The following is a 21,045-nucleotide window of genomic DNA, read 5'->3' on the forward strand; positions in this document are numbered from 1 at the left end:
AGGTAGTCGGCCAGCGCGGCGCCGAGCGCGGGCTCCTCGCGGCTCAGCAATCGCGACCGCGCGAGCACGGTGACGCGCGAGCCGAACCGGGCGAAGGTCTGGCCGAGCTCGAGGCCGACGTAGCCGCCGCCGAGGACGACCAGACGGTCGGGGCGCTCGTCGAGGTCCATCAGCTCGGTCGACGTGACGGTCTCGGCGTCCGCCAGGCCGCGAATCGCCGGTACGTGCGGGTGCGACCCGGTCGCGATGAGCACGTTGCGCGCCGGCACCGGGCGGCCGTCGACGTCGACGCCGCCGTCGGCGCGCAGCCGGGCGGTGCCGCGCAACAGCCGGATGTCGGGGTGGGCGGCCAGCACGTCCCAGTACTTGGCCTGCTGCAACTCCGCAACGAGATGGCGCTTGTCCTCGATGACCGCGCGAAAGTCGAGCGCCGGCGGCGCGAAGCGGATGCCGGCGAAGCCGTGGTGCAACGCGCGGTGGACGACCTCCGCGGCGCGGATCAGCGTCTTGGACGGGACGCAGCCGACGTTGACGCAGGTCCCGCCGAGCGCGCCGCGCTCGACGAGGGCGACGCGGGCGCCGAGTTCGCGCGCGCGGATCGCGGCGGCAAAGCCGGCCGAGCCGGCGCCGACGATCAGCAGGTCGAGCGGCGCGTCGCCCGCGTCGTCGTCGTCGCCGTCGGCGGCGCGCGAGACGCTCACGACCGTGTAGCCCGCCGCCCGAACGGCGGCGGCGATCGCGTCCGGCGACACGCCGGGCGCCGCGACGACGCGAGCGACGCCGTCCGCGGCGCGCGTGTGGCTGGCCACGACGCCGGCCACGTTTCCGACCGCCGTGTCGACCGCGCGAGCGCAACGATCGCACGTCATGCCGTCGATGCGGACGGTCCAGGTAGTGGTCGATTCAACTTGTCGAGACATGGCGGCCTTTCGCTGTCGGCGGAGAACTCGTCAGCGCGCGAGCAGGGGCGCGAGGTACGGGAACGCGAGCAACACCGCGACGAGGACCGCCGCGACCCACAGCAGCGCGCGGCCCGCGCGGTTGGCGCGCGGCGCCGGGCAGCCGCAGTCGCTGGCGTCTCCGCCGGCCGGCGCGGCGGCGCGGCGAGGTCGGTACGCCGCGTAGAAGCCCGCGCCGAGCAGCGCGACCGTGATCGCGACGAACAGCGGCCGGTACGGTTCGAACCGGACCAGCAGGCCGGCGCCGCCGAGGCCGAGCAGGGCCAGGACGAGCGGGCCGACGCAACACGCCGACGCCAGCAGCGCGGCGACGATCGCTCCGGCGCCGGCGGCGATCGACCACCGCCGCGGGCGCTCGGGCACGGCAGGTTCGAGGCGCGGTCGCCCGGGGGCGCTGCCGGCCGTCGCGCCGCGGCCGGCGACCGCTGCGCCGGCGTCGCTCGCGCGGCCGGCGGGCGAGTCGGCAGAGGGCCGGTGGGGATCGCGGCGCGAGGGAGTCGAATGTCGGGTCGGCATGGGCATCTCCTGTCCAGTTCGCGGGACGTCCCGGGACGGGGCGCAGCCCTCGCACCGACGTCAAGCACGGGGTGTGCCACCGGCCGCGTTCCCCCTGCGGATGGAATGAGCCAAAACAATTTCGTGTGTTATGGGGGCGCGGGCCGTGCCGAGGACGATCGAAAACCCCAAATTGGGGATTACGAAAATTGCAAAATGGGGTATTGATCGAGCATGTCACGCGACCGACCGCGCTCGGCCGAAGGGCCGCGGGATGACCGTCGGGGCGGCCGGCGACCGGCCGGCGCCGGGGCGCCGTCACCGGCCGATCTGGTCGCCCGGAGTCCGGCGATGCGGCGGCTGGTCGAACTCGCTCGCCGGGTCGCTCCGACCGAGGCGACCGTGCTCATCGCGGGCGAGAGCGGCACCGGCAAGGAGCGGCTCGCGCGGTTTCTGCACGCGGCGTCGCCCCGGGCGAACGGGCCGTTCGTGGCGGTCGACTGTGGCGCGCTGCCCGACTCGTTGCTCGAGACCGAGCTGTTCGGCCATACGCGCGGAGCATTCACCGGGGCGACGGCGGACCGCCACGGGCTGTTTCGCGCCGCGTCGGGCGGCACCCTGTTTCTCGACGAGATTGGCGAGACGTCACCCGCGATGCAGGTGCGGCTGCTCCGGGCGCTGCAAGAGCGGGCGGTGCGCCCGGTCGGCGCGACACACGACGTGCCGGTCGACGTACGCGTCGTCGCCGCGACCCACCGCAATCTCGCGCAAATGGTTGCGGATGGAACGTTTAGACAGGATCTGTACTATCGGCTGCGCGTGGTCGAGCTGGAACTGCCGCCGCTGCGCGACCGCCGCGACGACCTGCTGCCGCTCGCACGCGCGTTCATCGCGCGCGCGTGCCGCGAAAATCACTGCGGGCCGTGCGCGTTGTCTGCGGACGTGCTCGACGCTCTGCTGGCATATGACTGGCCGGGCAACGTGCGCGAACTCGAGCACGCGATCGAGCGGGCGGTCGTGCTGGCCGAGGGCAAGCCGCGCATCGAAGTGGGCGACTTGCCGCCCGAGGTGCGCGGCGACGTGCGCGCAGCCGCCGCGTCGGCCGGCGACATCGTTCCGCTCGCCGAGGTCGAGCGGCGCCATATCCTCGCGACGCTCGATCGCCTGGGCGGCGATCGCCGCGCGACGGCTCGCGCCCTCGGCATCAGCGACAACACGCTGTGGCGCCGGCTCAAGCAATACGGCCTCGTCCGTCCGCGGCGGCGCCGGGCGAACGCGTGATCGGCCCGCGCGTCACGGGGCGAGTACGCGCCCGCCGCGCGCCGGCACGTCGACGTCGACCGTGCCGTCGGCGGCGACCGTGAACGTCGCGCCGTCGCCGCCGGGCGCGATGTCCGTCAACACGGTGCCGGGCGGGAAGCTCACCGGCATGCACGCGCCGCCGTCGGCGTCCGGCGCGCAGGTCCGGCTGGTCTGCTCGTCGGCGGTGTTGAGCACCACGAGCAGGGTCTCGTCGGGATGCGTGCGTTCGAACGCGAGGATGCCGCTGTCGCGCGCGCCGCGCGGCCGGTCCGTCGCCCACGCGATGCGCACGTCGCCGCGGCGCAGCGCGACGTGCTGCTTGCGCAGCGCGATCAGCGCGGCGAGCCAACGGAACGTGTCGCCGCCCTCGTCGAACACCATGTCCTCCCGGTTCTTCGGGTCCGTGCCGCCGGCGAACTGCTGCTCGGTGCCGTAGTAAATCGCCGGGATCCCGTCCCACGTCATCAGGAAGAACAGCGCGTTGTGCAGCGCGGCGACGCCGGTGTCCGGAAACAGGAAGCGCGGCACGTCGTGGTTGTCGAGGAAGTTGACGAGCACGCGGTTCGGCGGCAGGCCGATGCCTCCGTCGGCCGGCATCGCGTGGGGCTCGGCCGCGTAGGTCGGTCCGGCTGGAAAGCCGTTGGCCGCACAGTAGCCGTCGTCGCTGGCGGGGACGCCCATGCGCGCGGCGTACAGGCATTCCACGTTCCGCGTCGGCGCGCCGCGCTTGAACACCTCGTCGACGACCCGGTACTTCTGGCTGAAGTACAGCACCGAGTCGACCCGCCCGAATGGCCCGTCGGCGTCGCGGCCGCCGAACGTGTACGCGCCGGCGAGCTCGTCGTCTCCGTCGAACACCTCGCCGAGCAGAAAGAAGTTGTGTTTGCCGAGCGCGGCGGCCTCCTCGCGGATGCGAGTGGCAAACGTGCCGACCATTCCACGCACGTCGCGGTCGCGCTCCGGACGGTCCATGTGCTTGAGCGTATCGATGCGGAAGCCGTCGAAGTCGGCCGCCGCGATCCAATAGGCGTACGCGCGCACGAGCGCGTCGCGCACGTCCGGGTGGTCGGTGTCGAGGTCGCGCAGGCCGCCGACGAAGTCGCCGCGCGTCTCCTGGTCGCGCACGAATTCGTCCGTGTAGTCGTCCTCGTGCCACCACACGTAGACGCGGCCGCGCCGGCTGTACCACGCGGGGTCGTCGAACCACGCGCGGTCGTCCGGCCAGCCGAACCAATCCGGCGGCCGCGCCGGCGGGGTCGCGCCGCGCGCCGGATCGTAAAAGAACCGGATGTCCGCAGGGCCGCTGAAGCCACCGCTGGTCCATCCCTGGATGCCGCGCGGGTCGTACTCGGGATCGAACTCGCTGATCCGCTCGAGGTACGTGATGGCCTGCGCGCAGTAGGTGCGCTCGTCGGGGCTGCACTCGTCTGCGCGCGCCGGGTTGTTGCAGATCTGCACGCACGTGTGCGGCGTGCCGCCGCCGGTGAGCCAGTCGTCCGGCCGCCCGTTGCCGTTGATGTCGTAATAGAACAGCTGGCCCATGTGGTTGAGGACGACGTCGAGGATCACCAGCATGCCTCGCTCGTGCGCGGCGTCCACCAGATCGCGCAAGGCGACCAGGTCGCCGAAGTGCGGGTTGACTCGCAGCGGGTCCTGCGTCCAGTAGCCGTGGTACGCCGCGAAGCCGGCGTCCTCCTCGAGGTTGCGCACGACGGGGCTGATCCACAGCGTGGTGACACCGAGGTGCTCGAGGTAGTCGAGGTGGTCGCGGATGCCGCGCCAGTCACCGCCGTGGTAGCGCGCGGGCGTGCCGGGTTCGACCGCGTAGTCGTTGCTCGCGTCGCCGTTGGCGAACCGATCGGTGACGATCTGATAGATGACCTGGTCGCGCCAGTCGACGTCCGCGTTGGCTCGGTGCGGGCGGTCGACCGGCGCGTCGTCGGCCAGCGGTGCGGCGCATGCGGCGGTGCCGGCGCATGCGGCGGCGACAGCGACGAGGGCGATGCGGCACATGGTGAGCCTCCGATGAGCAGGGTGGTCACGGGTAGCTGGAGGAGTGAAACCACCACTCGGCCTGCAGGCCGAGGAAGTGGACCCACGCGCGGCGGCGGCGCGGATCTTCGACCGGGTACTGGTCGCGCGCGCCCGCGTCGAGGTGAGCGGCGCGGTACACCAGCCGCAGGTGCGGGCGTGCGAACGCGCGCGCGCCCGCCGGCGACAGGATGATCATCGGCGCGACGGCCAGGATCGTCGGCGTCACCGGCTCGAGGCGCACCGGGCTGACGCCGCGGGGCCAGCGACGTTGGACCGACAGATCCGCGGCCACCTGGAGCGAGCCGCGAAACCACGCCGCGTACGGGCGGACGTCGGCGACGGCCTCCCAGCCGTCGTCGTTGTCGTCCGCGTTGCCGTCGGCGTCGACGAACCGGCGAACGAGCGCGCCGGCGATCGCCCCGCCGTACGCGGCGTCCGCGTGCGCCGACAAGCCGAGCGCCAGTTCGCTCGCGCCGCGCGCGCGCTTGTCGGGGCCGAGCCCGGCCGGCACGTCCAGCTCGTCGTACGCGGCCAGCCCGCGCGCGTAGCGCACGAACAGGTTGGCGTGCGAACTCGCGCCGGCAACCCCCCACGTGCCGACCTGCGCGCCGACCGACCAGCCGGTATCGTCGGGGAGTTCCTCGATCGTGTTGTCCGACCGGCGCCGCCGGCCGGCGCCGAGGGCGTGGACGTCGGCGTGCAGCTCGGCCTTGTAGCGGGCGCCGACGTACGCCGGCGTGACCGACGCGACGAGGCGCTGGCGGTCGAGCTGTTCGATCGTCGCCGACCCGACGACCGGGTCGGGGACCTCGACGAGCTGATGCTGGAACGGGTCGAGCAGCCGGTGCGCGCCGACGTGGCCCGACAGTCGCCACGGTCCCCGCCACCACCGGGCACCGCCGCCGATCGCGTTGTAGTCGCGCAGCGGCCACACGTCGAGCAGGTAGATGTCGTCGCCGCGGTAGTTGCGCGAGCCGACCCACACCGCGGCCACGTCGCGCAAGGTCGCCTCCACGTATGCGTTGCGCAGGGCGATCGCGGCGTCGAACTGTCCGGTGAAATGGAACGGCTCGCCGGCGACCGCGGGCGTGATCACCGCGCGCGCGGCGAGGCCGTCGACCGCGTCGAAGTCGTAGTACAGGTCCAGTTCGAGGTAGCTGCCCTCGACGACGCGCGGCGGGTGCGCGACCACGCGCGGCTGCTCGGGCGTGCCGCCGCGCAGATCCGTGCCGATCACGACGCGCCCGTACGAGCCGACCGACAGGCCGCCCTCGTCGCCGCGGGCGGCCGGTGCGAGGGGACCCGCGAGTGCCCCCGCGAGCGCGAGCGATGCGACGGCGCGCATGCCCGCAGGCTAACACCGGCCCCGCGGGCATGTGCGCGGCCGTCCGTGCCGGCGCAGCGCCGCGGCCGAGGGCTGCGCGGGCGGCCGCCGCGATCGCCGGCGCGGCGCACGGCGGGGGCGAAGCCCGGCCGGAGGGCCGGCCGGGCTGCCGCCGCCCGTCAACGACAGATCTTGACGCCCCGGCGGGCCTTGCAGCGGTTCGAGCAGCAGTCCGCGTCGGTCGAACACTCGGCGTTCTTGGGCAGACAGCTCGGGGCTTCGCACGTCCCGGTCGCCGGGTCGCACACCTCACCCGCGCCGCAGGTCACCGGCACGCCCGCCTCGCACGCCCCGGCGGTGCACACCTCGGCGCCGTTGCAGGCGTCGCCATCGTCGCAGTCGGCGTCGATCGAGCACTCGGGCGCCGTGCTGCGGAACACGTCCCACGCAGCGCTCGCGCGGGCGGCCTGGCCGGCGGTGAAGCGGTCCATGCAGGAGTCGTCCGTGTAGTCCATGAAGTTCTCGATCGGATCCGGGCCGTCGCCGCGGCAGGTGTCGCGACCGATCGGGCAGCCGTAGGCCGCCGAGCGCTCGGCCGGCGTGTCGTCCACCGAGTCGCCCTGGCCGCGGCAGCCGCCCTGGAACGTGTGGTAGAGCCCGAGCCAGTGGCCGACCTCGTGGGTGAGCGTGTCGCCCTCGTTGTACGGCGCCGCGGTGCCTCCGGGGACGCTGCCGTCGAGGATCACGACGCCGTCGTCGGTCGGGTTGCCGTCGTACCACTCGGGGAACGTCGCCCAGCCGAGCAGGCCGCTGCCGGTCATCCCGCACGAGTACACGTTGAGCGCATCGGCGCCGCCGGTGCGCAGCGCGGCTTTCATCGCCGCCTCGACCGACGACACGTCGCAGTCGCTGTACCAGGTCGCGTCGTCGGTGTAGGTCGTTCCGGCCAGGGCGAACTGGAAGCGGGTCGGCGCGCCGCCGGTGGCTCCGCCGTAGGAGGCGTTGAGGACCGCGATCGACGCGTCGATCGCCTCCGCGCTCAGTCGCCCGCTGGCGCCGTCGTGGATCACGTGCCAGTACACCGGAATCGTCACCGGCGCGGCGAGCGCGTACGGCACTCGCGCCTGCGCGAGCAACGCGTCGACCGCCGCGATCTGATCGGCCGTCGGGTTGTCCGTACCGCAGCCGCGGTGAAACAGGCGGCCGTCGCCTGTGGGCGGCGCCGCATTCGGATCGATGCGCGTGTCGTTGCCGCACGCGGCGGCCAGCGCGAGGAGCAGGGCGACTGCGACGAAAGAGGTGGATTTCATGTGCGCGAGCGTACGCAAACGTGGGGCCATTGGGCGACAAAACTGACCCCTGTCGCTCCGCGGGGTTGCCGTCCGGCGTTCGCCGGCGCCGCGGGGTGGGCGGACACCGGATCGGTCCGGCAGGGGTCACGAGGCGCCGCCGCAGCGCGGCGACACCTGCCTCGGGCGGTTGCGCGGGCCGGCGCGCCACCGCGCCGCGCGCGGCCGGCAGCCCGGCCGCGGCCGCTGCGTCAGAAGGTTCCGGCCACGACGAGGGCCGCGCCGGAAGCGGTGGGGACGACCGTCAGATCGCGGCGGGACGTTCCGCGGTCGCGCCGCAGCCAGTACCGCACGGCGGCGGCCGACGCGAGCCCGGCGCCGACTCCCACGCCGACCCAGGCCGCGGTGCGCCGCGACTGCGCCGCGTCGAGGTGGCGTTCGTATTCGCCGTAGGTCGCCGCGTCTGCGGCGGCGCGGCGTTCGGCGGCGGAGGACACGAACAGGCCGATGCCGACGGCCGCGGACGTCGCACCGGCGCCGAGCAGCGTGGCGCCAATCGGGTCGCGGTACCACGGCCGCCGGTCGTCGCCGGGCGCCGCCGCGGGGGCGGCGGGCGCGGGCGCGGCGTGCGCGGCGGGCGCGGCCGCCGGAACGCGGCCCGCGGGCCGCGCGGGTGCGGCGGGCGGCCCGCGGTCGGGGATCTCGGCGCTCGTCCACCCCGTTTCGCCGAGGGCGACCTCGCAGCGCTCGATCGCGGCGCTCGCGGCCTTCGCCTGCGGCTCCGGCGGATCGGTGGCGAGGAACTCGCGGTACGCGCGGATGGCGCTGGCGCAGTCGCCGCTGAGCCGCTCGGCCTGGCCGATGGCAAACATCAACTCCGGCCGCGGGTCGATGGCATAGCCGGCGCGAAATTCGCGGATCGCCGCCTCGTAGTCGCGCGCCCGGTAGTGCTCGAGGCCGCGGTCGAGGTGCGCGCGGGCGCGCGGGTCCATCGGCGGCACGGCGGGGCCGTCGGCGGCCGCGGCGGTCGGGATACAGGCCAGGGCTACAGCGAGGGCGGCAGTGCGGAGTCGGGATCCCATGTCGCGTCGTCTCGTCGGGCGGGAGTGTCTGTGCGCGCGCGAGTTGCGCGGGATGCGGCGCGGCGGCGCACGGGCCGTCTGGCGCGGGGCCGCGTTGCCGGCGCCGGCGGCCGGTCGTCGCGGACCGCCTCGCGGCTCGCGCGGCGCTCGCCGCGGTCGGCGGTCGCGCCGCCGGCGTCGCCGTGGTCGTCGCCGGTGGTGCCGGTCGCCCCGGCACCGCGGTCGTCACTCGTGCTGTTGGTTGTGGATGCATCGGATGGTGCCGCCGGCGCGGCCCGGCCGCCGGCGCGCGTGCCTTCGCCGGCGAGCTGCACCGCGACCGGCGCGCCGCTCGCGTTGGGGCCGCGGCGGAGGGAAGCTGCCGGGTGCGCGCCCGCCTGCGCCGGCGGCGCGGCGGCCGCCGGTGCGGCGATCGCCGGCGCGGCGGTGGTCGCCGGCGCGGCGATCGCCGGTGTGGCGGCCGGGGTCGCCCCCGGCAACGTGGCGCGGGCCGGCGCGGCAGGAGCCGGCGCCGCCGGCTCGCCGGTCGGAAATCCGGCGAGCGCCAGCCACGCGACGGTGGCGGCCGCGGCACCGATCGCCACCGCGACCGCTGCGCGCACGCCGCGGCGCGGTCGCCGCGCCCGTTCGTCGCCGGCGGCCGCGGCGCGCTCGGCGACCGCGTCGTGTTCGCCGCTGCCGTCGGCCAGCCGCGCGGGCGGCGCCGCGTCGAACATGGCGGTGTACACGGGCGCGCCGGCGGCGTCCGCCACGACGCTGTCGTCGCCCGGGCCGCACGCGTCGACGACCACGATCTCCTCGTCGTCCGCATCGCTGTCCCGTTGGACCTCCGCCAGCGACCGCGGGCGCGGCGTCGCCGCGACGGTCGGCGCGGCACGCAGCGCCGCATCGCGCGACAAGCCGCTGTCGGACGGCTCGGCCGCGATCGCGTCCGCGAAGATGTCGCGCATGTAGTCGCTCAGTTCGATCGGGGAGATCGACAAGCGGTGGTCGCGCGCGAACACTTCGATGTCGCGCTGCATCTCGCGCGCGGTCTGGTAGCGCGCCTCGCGATCGCGACGCAGCGCCTTGAGCACGATCGCCTCGAGCGCCGCGGGGTAGCCGGGCACGCGCGTCGACGGAGGCGGCACGTCCTGGGTCGCGATCTGCTGCAGGATGGCGAACTCGCTGTCGCCCTTGAACAGGCGCTGGCCGGTGGTGAGTTCGTACAAGATGATGCCGGCCGCGAACACGTCGCTGCGCCGATCCAGCGGTTCGCCGCGACACTGCTCCGGCGACATGTACGCGATCTTGCCCTTGAGCGTGCCGGCGCGCGTCTGCGTCTGCTTGGCGACGCATTTGGCGACGCCAAAGTCGGCGATCTTGACCGCGCCGTCGTACGACACGAGCACGTTCGACAGCGACACATCGCGATGCACGATTCCCAGCGGGCGGCCGTCGAGGTCGCGCTTGTCGTGCGCGTAGTGCAGTCCGGCGCACAACCCGTGCACGATCGTGAGAGCGTTGCCGAGCGGCACGGCGCGGCTGGCGCGGTGTTCGTGCTTGAGGATGTTGCGCACGTCCTGGCCCTGGACGTACTCCATCGTGAAGTAGTAGTTCCCGACCTGCTGGCCGATGTCGTAGACCTGCACGATGTTCGGGTGGTCCAACGTCGCCGCGATGCGCGCCTCGTCGAGGAACATGCTCACGAATTCGGGGTTGGTCGCGTACTGCGGCAGAATGCGCTTGAGCACGACCCGCTTTTGAAACCCTTCGATTCCCTGCGCGCGCGCGAGGTAGACCTCGGCCATTCCGCCGATCGCGAGTTGCCGGATCAGCTGGTACTTGCCGAGGCGCATCCCCGGTGCGAGAAACTTGCCGAGAGGAATGGGCGCGGCGTCCGGCGAACTGACAGGCACAGTACATTGATGGGGTCCGGAGCGCGCAGGATCAAGCAAAACCTCGGCCGTGCCGGCGACAACAAATTGGCTGTCGCGCGTACTCTCCGTCGAGGTGGGAGGTGGGCGCACGCGTGGTAACGTGTGCGCGTGACGCGCGACGAGTTCCGCGAAGCGCTGCTCGCAGTGATGGAGCGCAAGGTGCACTGGGCGTGGCCGCTGTTCACGTCGGGCGCCGTGCCGCGCGATCGGTTGCATATTCACTTTGAACAGGAATACGCGACCTACGTGCGAGACTTTCCCGTGCTGGTCGGTTGGGCGTACGTGCAGTGTCCGATAGCCGCGGTGCGTCGCGACCTCGCGGAAAACCTGTACGAGGAGGAGACGGGCGGGATCGCCGCCGGCCGGCCGCATCCCGAACTGTTTCTCGAGTACCCGCGCGGACTCGGCATGGACCTGGCCCGGTTCGACCGCGTGGACCTGCTGCCGGCGGCGCGCGCGTATCGCGACCTGCTCGACGACGTGACGCGCCGGCGCGGCTGGGGGCCGGCCGCGGCGGTGACGACGCTGTTCGTCGAGGGCACGCAATACGAGCGCGGCGAACTGGACCCGACCGCGCCGCGCCGCCCGGAGCCGCCGCTCGACCGCCACCCGCTCGTCGTCCACTACGGGTTGCCGGTCGAGGCGCTCGCGCTCACGCGCGCCCACCGCAGCGTGGAGGGCGAACACCGCCGGGCCGCGTGGCGCTGCGTGCTCGACCACGTCGAGCCGGCCGACCGGCCGGGCGTCGTCGCCGCGATGGAGGAGGCGCTCGCCGCGTGGCTGCGCTACCGCGACGCGGTCGCGGAGGCGGTCGGGTTGGCGCGGCCGGACGCGGACGCGGACTGAGCGGCCGCGTCCGCGCGGCGGCCGGTGGGCGGTTCGGCACGGCCGCCATCACCGGCACGTCGGTGCGGGCGGGGCGTTGCCGAAAACTGGCCCACCGGCTCGGGAGCGCGTACCGATATTTGGGTGAGCCTTCAACGAGATGCGTTTGCGCGCGCCGCCGGGGCGCTGTCCGCCGTCACGCCGTTCGATCTGGCGGCGTTCGCCGAGGTCGACGGGGACGCACTGCGCGTGCGGGCCGCCGCCGGCGCGCTCGCCGACGTTCGCGTCACCGACCATTCGGTGCCGCTGCCGGCCGTGCCCGCCGTGTCCGCGGCGCTCGCGGCCCGCGCGCCGCGCCGACTCGACGCGGCGGACCACGCGGCGGGCCGGGATCCGTTTCGCGGCGTCGTCGCTCTGCCGGACGGGCACGGCTGCGCGGTGGCGCCGGTCGTCCGCGGGGGCGACGCGCTCGGCGTGCTCACGATCGATCGCGCGCGCGTCGGCGCGCTGTCGGACGTCGAACTCGCCGCCGTCGCCGGGTTCGCGTGCGCGCTCGGCGAGGCGCTCGCAGCGGCGCGGGATCGGGCGGCTGCGAGCGCGGACCGGGATCTGGCGCTCGCGCGCGAGGCGCTTGCCGAGCGCGCGAGCGCAGACGCCGGGCACGTGCCCCTCGACGCGCTGCCGAGCCCGGCGATGCGCGCGCTGGCCGCGCGCGTCCGCGCCGTCGCGTCCACCGAATCGTCGGTGCTGGTCGCCGGCGAACCCGGCGCCGGCAAGGCCGCGGTCGCGCGGGCGCTGCACCGCGCGTCGTACCGCGCGGCGGCGCCGTTCGTCGCCGTTCGCTGTGCGGCGGTCGCGCCGCCGGACGTGCACCGGGCGCTGTTCGGGGCCGGCGGCGGCCCGCTGTCGGCCGGCTCGCGCGTCGGCGCGTTCGACGCGGCCGCCACCGGCACGCTCGCGCTGTTCGGGGTGGACCGGTTGCCGGTCGGAGTCCAGCGGCGGCTCGCTCGCGTGGTCGCCGCCCGGGCGCTGCGGGTGGATGGCGGCGCTCGCATCGTCGCCGCGCGCATCGTGGCGACCGCGACGGCGCCGAACGCGATGGACGCCGAGCTGCGCGCCGCGTTCGGCGAGCCGTGGACCGTGCCGCCTCTGCGCGAGCGCCCCGAGGATGTCGGCCCGATCGCTTCGGCCGCGCTCGCCGCGCTGGCGCGGTCGACCGGGCGCGGCCCGTGGACCCTGTCGGCCGCGGCGGCGGCGGAACTCGCGCGCCGGCCGTGGCCGGGCAACCTGCGGGAACTCGTCGCCGCGGTCGTCGCCGCCGCGGCCGGCGCGCCGGCCGGCGAGCTGCCGGCGGCGGCGTTCGGTGGCGGCCGCGCGACCGCCGGCGCGCCGGGCGAGGTCGAACCGGCCGGCGGTGCGGCGCGGGTTGCGCCGTTTTCGCCGCGCCGACTGGCCGACGTCGAGCGCGAACACATCGCGCGAACGCTCGCGTTCACCGGCGGAAAGATCTACGGCCCGGGCGGCGCCGGCGAGCTGCTCGGGCTCAAGCCGTCCACGCTCCAGAGCCGCATGGCCAAACACGGACTCAAGCGGCGGTGATACCGTCCGCCGCATGGTGCGCAGCTCGATTTCGATTGGTATCGCCGTCGCGGTCGCCTTGCCGGCCGCCGCGAAGCCCCCGCGTCGCTCCGCGACAGCCGACGTGCCCGCCGATGTGCCCGCGTCGGTCTATGCGGAGCGCCGTGCGCGGTTGATGCAGCAACTCGGCGACTGTGTGGGCGCGATCCGCTCGTACGCGCCCGACGGCGAAGACGGCAACGCGTTCGACAACTGGTTCTTCTATCTCACAGGCATCCGCGAATCCGGCGCCGTGCTGATCCTCGCGCCACGCGAGCCGATCTACCGGCAGCAGCTTCTGCTGCGACCGCGCGACGCCGAGGCGGAGATATGGGTCGGCTACCGCGAGCCGTTGAGCCCGGCGCTCGAGCGCAAGTACCGCGTCGATTACGTCGGGCGCAACCGCGGCGGCGTGCCGCGGCACATGCGCAACGCGTTCCGCCGCAGCCGGTGCTACGCGGAACTGCGGCCGACGTACCTGGACCAGCCGGCGTTTTCGCGCGACGCGCTCGGCAAGTACCTCACGGCGTTCGAGGTCGTCACCCGCCAGCGGTGGAAGGCGCTCGAGGCGATGCGGGCGGTCCACGACGCCGCCGAGATCGCGCGCATGGACCGGGCGGTCGCCATCACGATCGAGGGCCACCGCGCGGCGGTGCGGCGCATCGCGGCCGGCGTGTCCGAGCGGCGAGTCGCCGCGGCGCTCGAGAAGGCGTTCTACGACGCGGGCGCGACCGGGTTGGCGTTCCCGTCCATCGTTGCAGCCGGCGAACACGGCGCGGTGTTGCACTGGGGAGCGAGCGACTCGGCCATCGGCGCCGGCGACCTGGTCGTCGTCGACATCGGCGCGTCGTACGGCGGCTACGCGGCCGACGTGACGCGGACGTGGCCGGTGTCGGGCCGGTTTACGGCGGAGCAGCGCCGCATGTACGAACTCGTCCTCGCGGTCCAGCAAAAGGTGATCGACGCGGTGCGCCCCGGCGTGTCGCTCGACGAGCTGCACGAGGTCGCCGACCGCGCGCTGGCCGACGCGGGCTATCCGCTGCCGCACGGCATCGGCCACTTCGTCGGACTCGACGTCCACGACGTAGGCGACACGAGCGGGCCGCTCGAGCCCGGCATGGTGATCACCGTCGAGCCGGGCATCTACCTGCAGGGCCAGTTCGGCGTGCGCATCGAGGACATGGTGCTCGTGACGCCGCGCGGCCATCGCGTGATGACGGAGGCGCTGCCGCGGTCGGTGGCCGACGTCGAGGGGTGGATGGCCGCGCAGCGGCGGTGACGCGGCGGCGGCTGTGCGCAATAGCCTCCTATGCGGCGACCCAATAGTCGGCGCCCTCGCGAAAGCCCGCGGCGTCGAGGTGCGCGCGGATGTCGTCGCGCGCGCCGATCGCGCCGACCGCGACGACCACCGCGTGCTCGCCGCGGCGCAGCGCGGTCGGGTCGCGCACCGTGCACCCGCGGGCGATGCGGCCGATGCGCGACGCGGCGACGTCGACGAACAGCGCCGGCGCCGCCCCCCAGCGCTCGAGCGCGCGAGCCAGCCGCTTGCCGGACCGCCCGGCACCCCACACCGCGATCGGCCGGCCGAGCGCGCGCAGCCGGCGAGCCAGGTGGGGGGCCTTGGTGTCGACGAACCGCGCGCGCGCGAGGCGCGGGTCGGAAAACGTCATCCGTCCGGCGCGGTGGCGCCAGCGCAGCAGCGGCCGGGGCACCTTCGCGAGCCGCCAACCGGCGGCGTCGAGCCGCAGCCACAGGTCGTAGTCTTCGGGGCCGCCGGTGTCGCGCCAGCCGCCGACGGCGACCAGCGCGTCGCGGCGCAGCACCACCGACGGGTGACACAGCGGCGCTTCGACGAACAGCTCGCGCGCGTGGTCTTCCGGTGTGATGAGGCGGTTCTGCCAGCGCACGTAGCGGCGCAACCCGTCGCCGATCGGCGCGTCGCCGAACAGGTCGACCTGCGTTCCGCAAGCGCCGAGGGTGGGGTCGGACTCCATCAGGTCGACCTGCGCCGCGAGCCGGTCCGGATCGCACACGTCGTCGGCGTCCATGCGGGCGATCCAGTTCGCCGTGGCGGCGCGCAGCCCGGCGGTGAGCGCCGCCACGAGTCCTCGCCCGCCGGTCGACAGCGCGATCGTGCCGGCGATGCGCGCGACGCGCGCCGGGCCGTCGTCGCGCGAGCCGTCGTCGATCGCGATCAGTTCGACGTCGACGCCGCGCTGGCCGACCACGCTGTCGACCGCGTCGTCGAGGGTATCGGCGGCGTCGCGGTACGGCAGCAGCACGGACACGCGCGGGCGCACGCGCCGATCATAGGTCGCCGGCGGCTGGTATGCTGCGGTCATCGCTCGGTTCACCGTCCGCGTGCCGCCCGATTTCGACCTGCGCTTGACCGCGCGCAGTCACGGCTGGTACCGGCTCGCGCCGCTGGCGTGGGACGCCGGTGCCGGCGTGCTGCGCGTGTCGATCGCCGTGGACGACGCGACCGCGGTGACCGCCCGCGTGCGCCAGCGCCGAGACGTGCTCACCGGCACGATCGCCGCCGCCACGCCGCTGTCGCCGCCGCAGCGCCAGCGCGTCCTCGCCGCGATCCGGCGCATGGTCGACCTCGATGCCGACCTGTCCGATTTCCACGCGCTCGCGCGTCGCGATCCGCGGCTCGCGTGGGCAGCCGAGCGGGGCGCGGGCCGCCTGTTGCGCGCGCCGTCGGCGTTCGAGGATCTGATCAAGATCGTGTGTACGACCAACTGTTCGTGGTCGCTCACCGAGACGATGGTGGCGCGGCTGGTGGACCGCGCCGGCTTGCCCGCGCCGGGTGGGCGCGCGTTTCCCACGCCCGCCGCGCTGGCGCGCCGGTCCGAACGGTTCTTCCGCGAGGTGGTGCGCGCCGGCTACCGCGCGCCGCACCTGCTCCGGCTGGCGCGCGCGGTCGCGCGAGGCGAGGTGAACCCCGACGGCTGGGCGGATCGCTCGGACGTCGACGCGCTGCGCCGCGAGCTGCTCGCATTGCCGGGCGTGGGCCCGTACGCGGCCGCGCACTTGCTGCGGCTGTGCGGGCACTACGACGATCCGGGCATCGACGCCTGGGTTCGCGCGCGGTTTCAGCGCATCTACAACCTTCGCCGGCCGCCGACCGACGCGCGCATCGTGCGCCGTTACCGCGCGTTCGGCCGGTGGCTCGGCCTCGCGCTGTGGCTCGACGTGACGCGCGACTGGCACGTGCCGCAGGCGCCTGCGCAAGACGCGGCCGGCCCGGCGCGCCGATCTCGCCGGCGCGCGCCTACACGGCCTGGCCGATGAGCGCGGCGCCGAGCGCGCACAGCAGTACCGGCCAGTAGGTCGCGAGAAAGTGTCTGGCAGCCCCCACGGTTCCACGCTGCCGTGTGACTGGCGAGCGGACAAGTTTTCGGCAATGATTTCAAAAGATTTGGAGGACAACCTGCGACATGCCGCGATCGTTCGGCACACTGTCGCACCGCCCGAGGGGAGGCCGACGTGATCTACTTCGCCTACGGTTCGAACATGTCGCGCGCGCGCCTCGAAGCGCGCGTCGGCCGCGTCGTCGACCTGGGCGCCGCGCGCCTCGACGGCTACCGGCACGCCTTCGCCAAACCCGGCCTCGACGGCTCGGGCAAGGGCGCGATCCTCGTCGACCCGAACGACCACGTGTGGGGCGTGCGCTACGAGTTGAACGCGCGCCAGGTCGCCGTCCTCGACGACTTCGAGGGGCTCGGCACGGACTACCGGCGGGCGACCGTCGACGTGGCCGGCGAGCCGGCCATCACGTACGTGCAGGTTCGCGTCGTCGACGGGTTGCGCCCGACCGACGACTACCTGCAGTACTACCTCGACGGCATGCGCGAGCACGGCATTCCCGAGGAGTACGTCGATCGCATTCGCCGCCAGGCGCGCGGATGACCGCGGGGCATCCGGCCGGTAACCACTCCGGTAGCCAGCGCGTTGCCGATCGCAACGGCGCGCGGGGCGGGTTGGACGTAACCGCGCGATTGCCGGCATGGCACGCCGCTTGCGATGGCGCGGCGCCATGCGCGCTCCGTTCGTCTCCGCCGTCGCAATGGGTCTGGCTGTCGCCGGCTGCGTCGGGCCGTTCGACGTGACCTCCGCGACCGACGATGTCACGTCGGCGGCCGGTTCCGAGTACACCATCGAGTTCGACAGCTTCGTCTACGTGTCCCGCGGCGCGTCCGACGGCGACGTGCGCGAGGCGATCCGCCGGCAGGTCAAGTCCGCGCTCGGCGCGCTCCGCGAGCGCGGCATCGGCGTGCTCGATCGCGACGCCGAGCGCAACCTCGCGCGCGGCGATTGGCGGCGCGCACCGGTGGACGTGGTCGCCGGCGGCGAGGTGGTCGACCGCCTCGATCGGGTGACGTACCGCTATCGCGATACGGCGATCGTCGCCCACGGGGCGGCGGCGGAATCGCCGGTGTCGCTGACGCTGCTGGCGGGCGACTATGCCGCGCGCCGCGACGACCTGGTTCCCGACTGCACCGACGACCCGGACGCCGAGGCCGACTCGCTCTGGTATCACTTCCACCCGGGCCGATCGGCGTGTCGCCGCCGGATCGCCCGCGAGCGCGACGCGATCAACGCCGCGATGGAATCGCTCGACGATCCGTCCGCGCAGATCTCGACGGCAGACCGCGACCGCCTGTTCGTCACCACGGTGGCCGCGCTCACGCCGGTCGACGGGGTGGGAGACACGTACCCGGAGTACGACCGGCTGTGGGGCTTCGCTGGCGATCCCTCGCGCGCCAAGGTCGTGGTCTACGCGTTCTTCGGCGTCGACCGCGACGAGGCGGATCCGCGCGACTGGGGCCTGCGCGAGTTCTTGCGGTTCGAGCGGACGTTGCGCGCGCGGTTCCCCGAGCTGCGCGTCGTTCACACCGATCCGTTCGCCATGCTGCTCGATTTCTGGATCGACGGCGCGAAGGTCGACGGCGTGACGTTCGACGACGTCGAACGGTGGGTCCTGGACGGGACCGGCTTTCCGCCGGCTGCCGCGTCGCCCGCCGCGCGCGACGCGCTGCTCGCCCAGGTCGTCGAGCGGTTCAGCGAACGCTGGATCGTGTGGCAGCTGCCGGTCACGGTCGACCTCGACGGCGCGACCCGCGACATGACGGTCGAGATCCGCACGTATTACGGCTACGAGGACGGCAGCTGGGAGGCGCGCCAGCGCGCCACCTGGCGCTACCTCGAGGCGTTCTGGCACGCGGACGTGTTCGCGTACACCGGCCACAGCCACTTCGGCCACGGGCCGCTGGCGCCGTTCGGCTATCGAACCGACAACTTCCCGTGGCGCTATCAGGTCATGCTGATCAACTCGTGCCTGTCGTTCAACTACTACGACCAGGACTTCATCGACATGCACCCCGGTGGCGCGGACAACCTCGACGTCGTGGTCAACGGGTTGGCGGCTTACTGGGCCGGCATGGGCGAGGCGACCGCGCGTTACGTGATCGGTCTGATCGACGGCGAGGGCAAGACGTGGCGCGAGCTGCTCGCGTCGATGCGGGTCGACCTGCCGTGGGTGCGCGCCTACGATCCGCTGCGCGCGGTCAACGGCGAGCGCGGCAACCGGTTCGCCGGCGGCGCGTTGCGCGTGTCGCCCCGGTGACGGCGGCGGCGCGCTATCCTGCGCGCCATGTCGGACTGGCACGCTCGCTGGCAGCAAGGGCGCATCGGCTTTCACCGGGCGGACGTCCACCCGGCGCTGCGCGCGTACGAACGGCGATTCGTCGGCGACCGGCCGCACCGCGTGTTCGTGCCGCTGTGCGGCAAGACGGTGGACATCCCGTGGCTCGTATCCCGCGGCCACGAGGTCGTGGCCGTGGAGCTGGTGGACCAGGCGGTGCGGGAACTGCACGCCGAGCACGGCATCGATGCCACCGTCACCCGCGAGCCGCCGTTTTCCGTCTACCGGTCGCCGGGTCTCACCGTCTACCAGGGCGACTTCTTCGCGCTGCGCACCGAGCACGTCGGCGTGGTCGACCGCGTTTGGGATCGCGCGTCCCTCATCGCGTTGCCGGTCGATCTCCGCCGTCGCTATGCGGCGCACCTGTCGCGGCTGGTGACCGCGCCGTGGGCGATGCTGCTGTGCACGATCGAATACGACCCGGCGGTGATGGATGGGCCGCCGTTTTCCGTGGCGGAGGCCGAGGTGCGCGACCACTATCGCGGGTGCCGGGTCGAGATTCTCGATCGCCGCGACGCGATCGCCAACGAGCCGCGGTGGCGCGCGCGCGGCCACCGGTATTGGATCGAGACGACCTACTGGATCGCGACCGACGGCGAGTGACGGGCGCCGCCGTCGTCGCGGCGGTCGGGTCGCGCGGGGTGCCGACCGCGCGCCGGTGACACCACCGGACGCTCGCAAAAAGGAGCCCCCGCGACGGGCGCGGCCGACCGCGGGGGCAGAGCATGGAGGGGCGGGATGAACCGCTCGCCGGAAATCGAAATCAGGAAGGTTGCAAGAAAGTCGCCGGGATCGGTGCAAGTGGCGGGGCGCCAGGCCCGCACGGCGCAGATCAGCCGGCCCGCACCGGGATGTGTCGAGGCCGCGCCTCCTCGGCCTTGGGCAAGTGAATCGCGAGGACGCCCTTGTCGAGCTTCGCCTCGGCCTTTGCCATGTCGACCCCTTCGGGCAGATAGAACTGCCGGCGGTAGTCGAACAGGTCGCCGCGCGTCGCCCGCAGCGTGAGCGTGCCGTCCTCGAGGTGGAGCTTGACCGCATCGCTCTTGACGCCGGGGACGTCGGCGAGGATGAGGTACTCGTCCGCGTTCTCGTAGATGTCTACGGGCGGGGCCACCGCGGGGCGCTCGTTGACGGTCTCGGCCACCGCGCCACCTTGGGTCTTTGCCAGCTCCTTGGACATGGTCGCCTCCTTTCTCACGCCGACGTCACCGCGATCTGGCGCGGCTTCGCCTCGGGGGCCTTTTCGAGCGTGATCGACAACACGCCGTCGTGGACGGTCGCGGACACCTTCTCGGCGTTGACGTGCGCCGGCAGCGTGAAGCTCCGCGAGAACGCCAGATTGCCGCGTTCTTGCCGGTGGACCGAGTAGCCCTCGGGCGGCGAGACCTTGCGCTCACCGCGGATGGTGAGGGTGTCCCGGTCGAGCTTGATGTCGAGATCCTCCGCGGCCATCCCGGGAACGTCGGCGGTGACGACGAACGCCGCGCCGTTGTCTTCGAGCGACAGCCGCGGATACGCCGTGCCGCCATTGCTCCACGCCGAGTGGAACCACGGAGTCTCGAGGCGCCGACGCAGTTCGTCGAGCGCTGCGAACGTGCGATCCAGATCGTTCCAGTAGTTCCCAAACATGGCTTCCTCCTTCGGTGCGCGGCAGTCAATGTGCGCATCGCATTTCGGGTGTCAAGGCGACCGCGGCCGGACCCAAAACAGTGCGCATCGCGTAGAATCCGCGCAGTGACCCTCCGGGTGGCACTGTCGGTCGCGGCGCTGGCCGCCGCCTCGTGTGCAGGGCCGTCGCGGTTGACGCGCGGAGGCGCGCGCAGCCTGTCGGGTCGGCCCGTGGGGCACGTGACCGTGCGCGGCAACCGCGCGTTCTCCGACGGGGACATCGTCGCCGGACTCGCGCACCGGCCGCCGAGCGGGGTACCGGTGTTGCGTTGGCTGCCGTGGTTTCGCCACCGGACGGTCTACGACCCGTTCGCGCTGCGGGTCGACCTCGAGCGGATCCGCGCGTTTTACCGCGCCCGGGGCTACTTCGCGGCGCGCGCGGACGCGCGCGTTCGCGCCGCCGGCGGCGCGATCGACATCGCGTTCGACGTGGACGAAGGATCGCCGGCGCGCGTCGTGTCGGTCGCGGTCGACGGCGTCCCCGACGACGCGGCGGCGGCCGTCGATCGGATCGTGACGGCGTCCGGCGTACGCCGAGGCCGCCGGTTCGTCCACGCCGACTACCTCGCGCTCAAGGCCGCGCTGCGCGATGCCCTCGTCGCGCGCGGCTACGCCCACGCGCGCGTAGACGGCGAGGTGCAGGTCGCGGTGGCGCGCGGCGAGGTCGGCGTCGCGATCCACGTCGACGCCGGGCCGCTGGTGCGACTCGCGCCGCCCGTCGTGACCGGCAACCGCCGCGTGCCGGCGAGCGTCATCCTGCGGCGGGTGGCGTGGCGCGCGGGCGATCGCTACGACCCGACGCGCCTGCGCGCCACCCAGAG

Annotated in this window: 17 protein-coding genes and 1 pseudogene; 8 read left to right on the forward strand and 10 right to left on the reverse strand. The window is 73.6% G+C overall.

The genetic code is table 11. The features are described 5' to 3' along the window. Together D6689_03310 and D6689_03315 are read right to left on the reverse strand one after the other, a co-directional pair. Positions 1-869, reverse strand: an 869-nt coding sequence (locus tag D6689_03310) for an FAD-dependent oxidoreductase (GenBank protein ID RMH44065.1), incomplete at its 3' end; no start/stop codon positions are given. Positions 870-950: 81 nt separating this feature from the next. Beyond that, positions 951-1,295: a mercuric transport protein gene (locus D6689_03315; protein RMH44081.1), complete on the reverse strand. Its 345-nt coding sequence runs from the start codon at positions 1,293-1,295 to the stop codon at positions 951-953. A 393-nt stretch (positions 1,296-1,688) separates the two neighbouring features. Here D6689_03315 and D6689_03320 point away from each other — a divergent pair, with 393 nt between their 5' ends. Continuing rightward, a complete protein-coding gene (locus D6689_03320; GenBank protein RMH44066.1) occupies positions 1,689-2,735 on the forward strand; it encodes a hypothetical protein in 1,047 nt (348 codons plus the stop codon). A 12-nt stretch (positions 2,736-2,747) separates the two neighbouring features. On the opposite strand, the gene D6689_03325 is transcribed toward D6689_03320, so the two are convergent. From D6689_03325 to D6689_03345, 5 genes and pseudogenes are all read right to left on the reverse strand, one after another. Further along, positions 2,748-4,769: an alpha-amylase gene (locus D6689_03325; protein RMH44067.1), complete on the reverse strand. Its 2,022-nt coding sequence runs from the start codon at positions 4,767-4,769 to the stop codon at positions 2,748-2,750. Between the two features lie 25 nt (positions 4,770-4,794). After that, positions 4,795-6,135: a hypothetical protein gene (locus D6689_03330; GenBank protein RMH44068.1), complete on the reverse strand. Its 1,341-nt coding sequence runs from the start codon at positions 6,133-6,135 to the stop codon at positions 4,795-4,797. Positions 6,136-6,545: 410 nt separating this feature from the next. Beyond that, positions 6,546-7,454: pseudogene (locus tag D6689_03335) on the reverse strand (zinc metalloprotease). Between the two features lie 200 nt (positions 7,455-7,654). Next, a complete protein-coding gene (locus tag D6689_03340) occupies positions 7,655-8,404 on the reverse strand; it encodes a hypothetical protein (GenBank protein RMH44069.1) in 750 nt (249 codons plus the stop codon). A 44-nt stretch (positions 8,405-8,448) separates the two neighbouring features. Beyond that, on the reverse strand, positions 8,449-11,124 hold the full coding sequence (locus D6689_03345; protein ID RMH44070.1) for a serine/threonine protein kinase: 2,676 nt from the start codon (positions 11,122-11,124) through the stop codon (positions 8,449-8,451). A gap of 249 nt (positions 11,125-11,373) precedes the next feature. On the opposite strand from D6689_03345, the gene D6689_03350 reads away from it, so the two are divergent. Further along, positions 11,374-12,828, forward strand: a complete 1,455-nt coding sequence (locus tag D6689_03350; protein ID RMH44071.1) for a sigma-54-dependent Fis family transcriptional regulator — start codon at positions 11,374-11,376, stop codon at positions 12,826-12,828. Then, entirely contained in the window at positions 12,269-14,125 is a 1,857-nt protein-coding gene (locus tag D6689_03355; GenBank protein RMH44072.1) for an aminopeptidase P family protein, read from the forward strand. Before D6689_03350 ends, D6689_03355 begins: the two co-directional genes overlap by 560 nt. Before the next feature lie 28 nt (positions 14,126-14,153). Here the strand turns inward: D6689_03355 and D6689_03360 are convergent, their stop codons facing one another. Then, entirely contained in the window at positions 14,154-15,188 is a 1,035-nt protein-coding gene (locus tag D6689_03360) for a glycosyltransferase (GenBank protein RMH44073.1), read from the reverse strand. 19 nt (positions 15,189-15,207) lie between these two features. Between D6689_03360 and D6689_03365 the strand changes: the two genes are divergently transcribed. The 4 genes from D6689_03365 to tmpT all read left to right on the forward strand — a co-directional run bounded on the left by D6689_03365 (position 15,208) and on the right by tmpT (position 19,159). Next, positions 15,208-16,143: a DNA-3-methyladenine glycosylase 2 family protein gene (locus D6689_03365; GenBank protein ID RMH44074.1), complete on the forward strand. Its 936-nt coding sequence runs from the start codon at positions 15,208-15,210 to the stop codon at positions 16,141-16,143. A 195-nt stretch (positions 16,144-16,338) separates the two neighbouring features. Continuing rightward, positions 16,339-16,761 carry a gamma-glutamylcyclotransferase gene (locus D6689_03370; GenBank protein ID RMH44075.1) on the forward strand — a complete coding sequence of 141 codons (423 nt, stop codon included), beginning with the start codon at positions 16,339-16,341 and terminating at the stop codon, positions 16,759-16,761. Positions 16,762-16,888: 127 nt separating this feature from the next. After that, positions 16,889-18,478 (forward strand): hypothetical protein, encoded by a 1,590-nt coding sequence (locus tag D6689_03375; protein ID RMH44076.1) that lies wholly within the window; start codon positions 16,889-16,891, stop codon positions 18,476-18,478. A 27-nt stretch (positions 18,479-18,505) separates the two neighbouring features. Then, positions 18,506-19,159 carry a thiopurine S-methyltransferase gene (gene tmpT, locus D6689_03380; protein RMH44077.1) on the forward strand — a complete coding sequence of 218 codons (654 nt, stop codon included), beginning with the start codon at positions 18,506-18,508 and terminating at the stop codon, positions 19,157-19,159. 229 nt (positions 19,160-19,388) lie between these two features. On the opposite strand, the gene D6689_03385 is transcribed toward tmpT, so the two are convergent. Both D6689_03385 and D6689_03390 read right to left on the reverse strand, forming a co-directional pair. Beyond that, positions 19,389-19,736 carry an Hsp20/alpha crystallin family protein gene (locus tag D6689_03385; protein ID RMH44078.1) on the reverse strand — a complete coding sequence of 116 codons (348 nt, stop codon included), beginning with the start codon at positions 19,734-19,736 and terminating at the stop codon, positions 19,389-19,391. A gap of 14 nt (positions 19,737-19,750) precedes the next feature. Continuing rightward, positions 19,751-20,185, reverse strand: a complete 435-nt coding sequence (locus tag D6689_03390; GenBank protein ID RMH44079.1) for an Hsp20/alpha crystallin family protein — start codon at positions 20,183-20,185, stop codon at positions 19,751-19,753. 105 nt (positions 20,186-20,290) lie between these two features. Here D6689_03390 and D6689_03395 point away from each other — a divergent pair. After that, a partial coding sequence (locus D6689_03395) for a hypothetical protein (GenBank protein RMH44080.1) occupies positions 20,291-21,045 on the forward strand: 755 nt, incomplete at its 3' end.

This window comes from Deltaproteobacteria bacterium (assembly GCA_003696105.1).
Lineage (GTDB): Bacteria > Myxococcota_A > Polyangia > Haliangiales > J016 > J016.

Bases quoted from the DNA above. Each gene is read 5' to 3' on its own strand.
- tmpT (RMH44077.1), top strand. From the start codon at position 18,506: ATGTCGGACTGGCACGCTCGCTGGCAGCAAGGGCGCATCGGCTTTCAC.
- D6689_03355 (RMH44072.1), top strand. From the start codon at position 12,269: ATGGCGGCGCTCGCATCGTCGCCGCGCGCATCGTGGCGACCGCGACGG.
- D6689_03375 (RMH44076.1), top strand. From the start codon at position 16,889: ATGCGCGCTCCGTTCGTCTCCGCCGTCGCAATGGGTCTGGCTGTCGCC.
- D6689_03390 (RMH44079.1), bottom strand. From the start codon at position 20,185: ATGTTTGGGAACTACTGGAACGATCTGGATCGCACGTTCGCAGCGCTC.
- D6689_03320 (RMH44066.1), top strand. From the start codon at position 1,689: ATGTCACGCGACCGACCGCGCTCGGCCGAAGGGCCGCGGGATGACCGT.
- D6689_03360 (RMH44073.1), bottom strand. From the start codon at position 15,188: ATGACCGCAGCATACCAGCCGCCGGCGACCTATGATCGGCGCGTGCGC.
- D6689_03325 (RMH44067.1), bottom strand. From the start codon at position 4,769: ATGTGCCGCATCGCCCTCGTCGCTGTCGCCGCCGCATGCGCCGGCACC.
- D6689_03330 (RMH44068.1), bottom strand. From the start codon at position 6,135: ATGCGCGCCGTCGCATCGCTCGCGCTCGCGGGGGCACTCGCGGGTCCC.
- D6689_03385 (RMH44078.1), bottom strand. From the start codon at position 19,736: ATGTCCAAGGAGCTGGCAAAGACCCAAGGTGGCGCGGTGGCCGAGACC.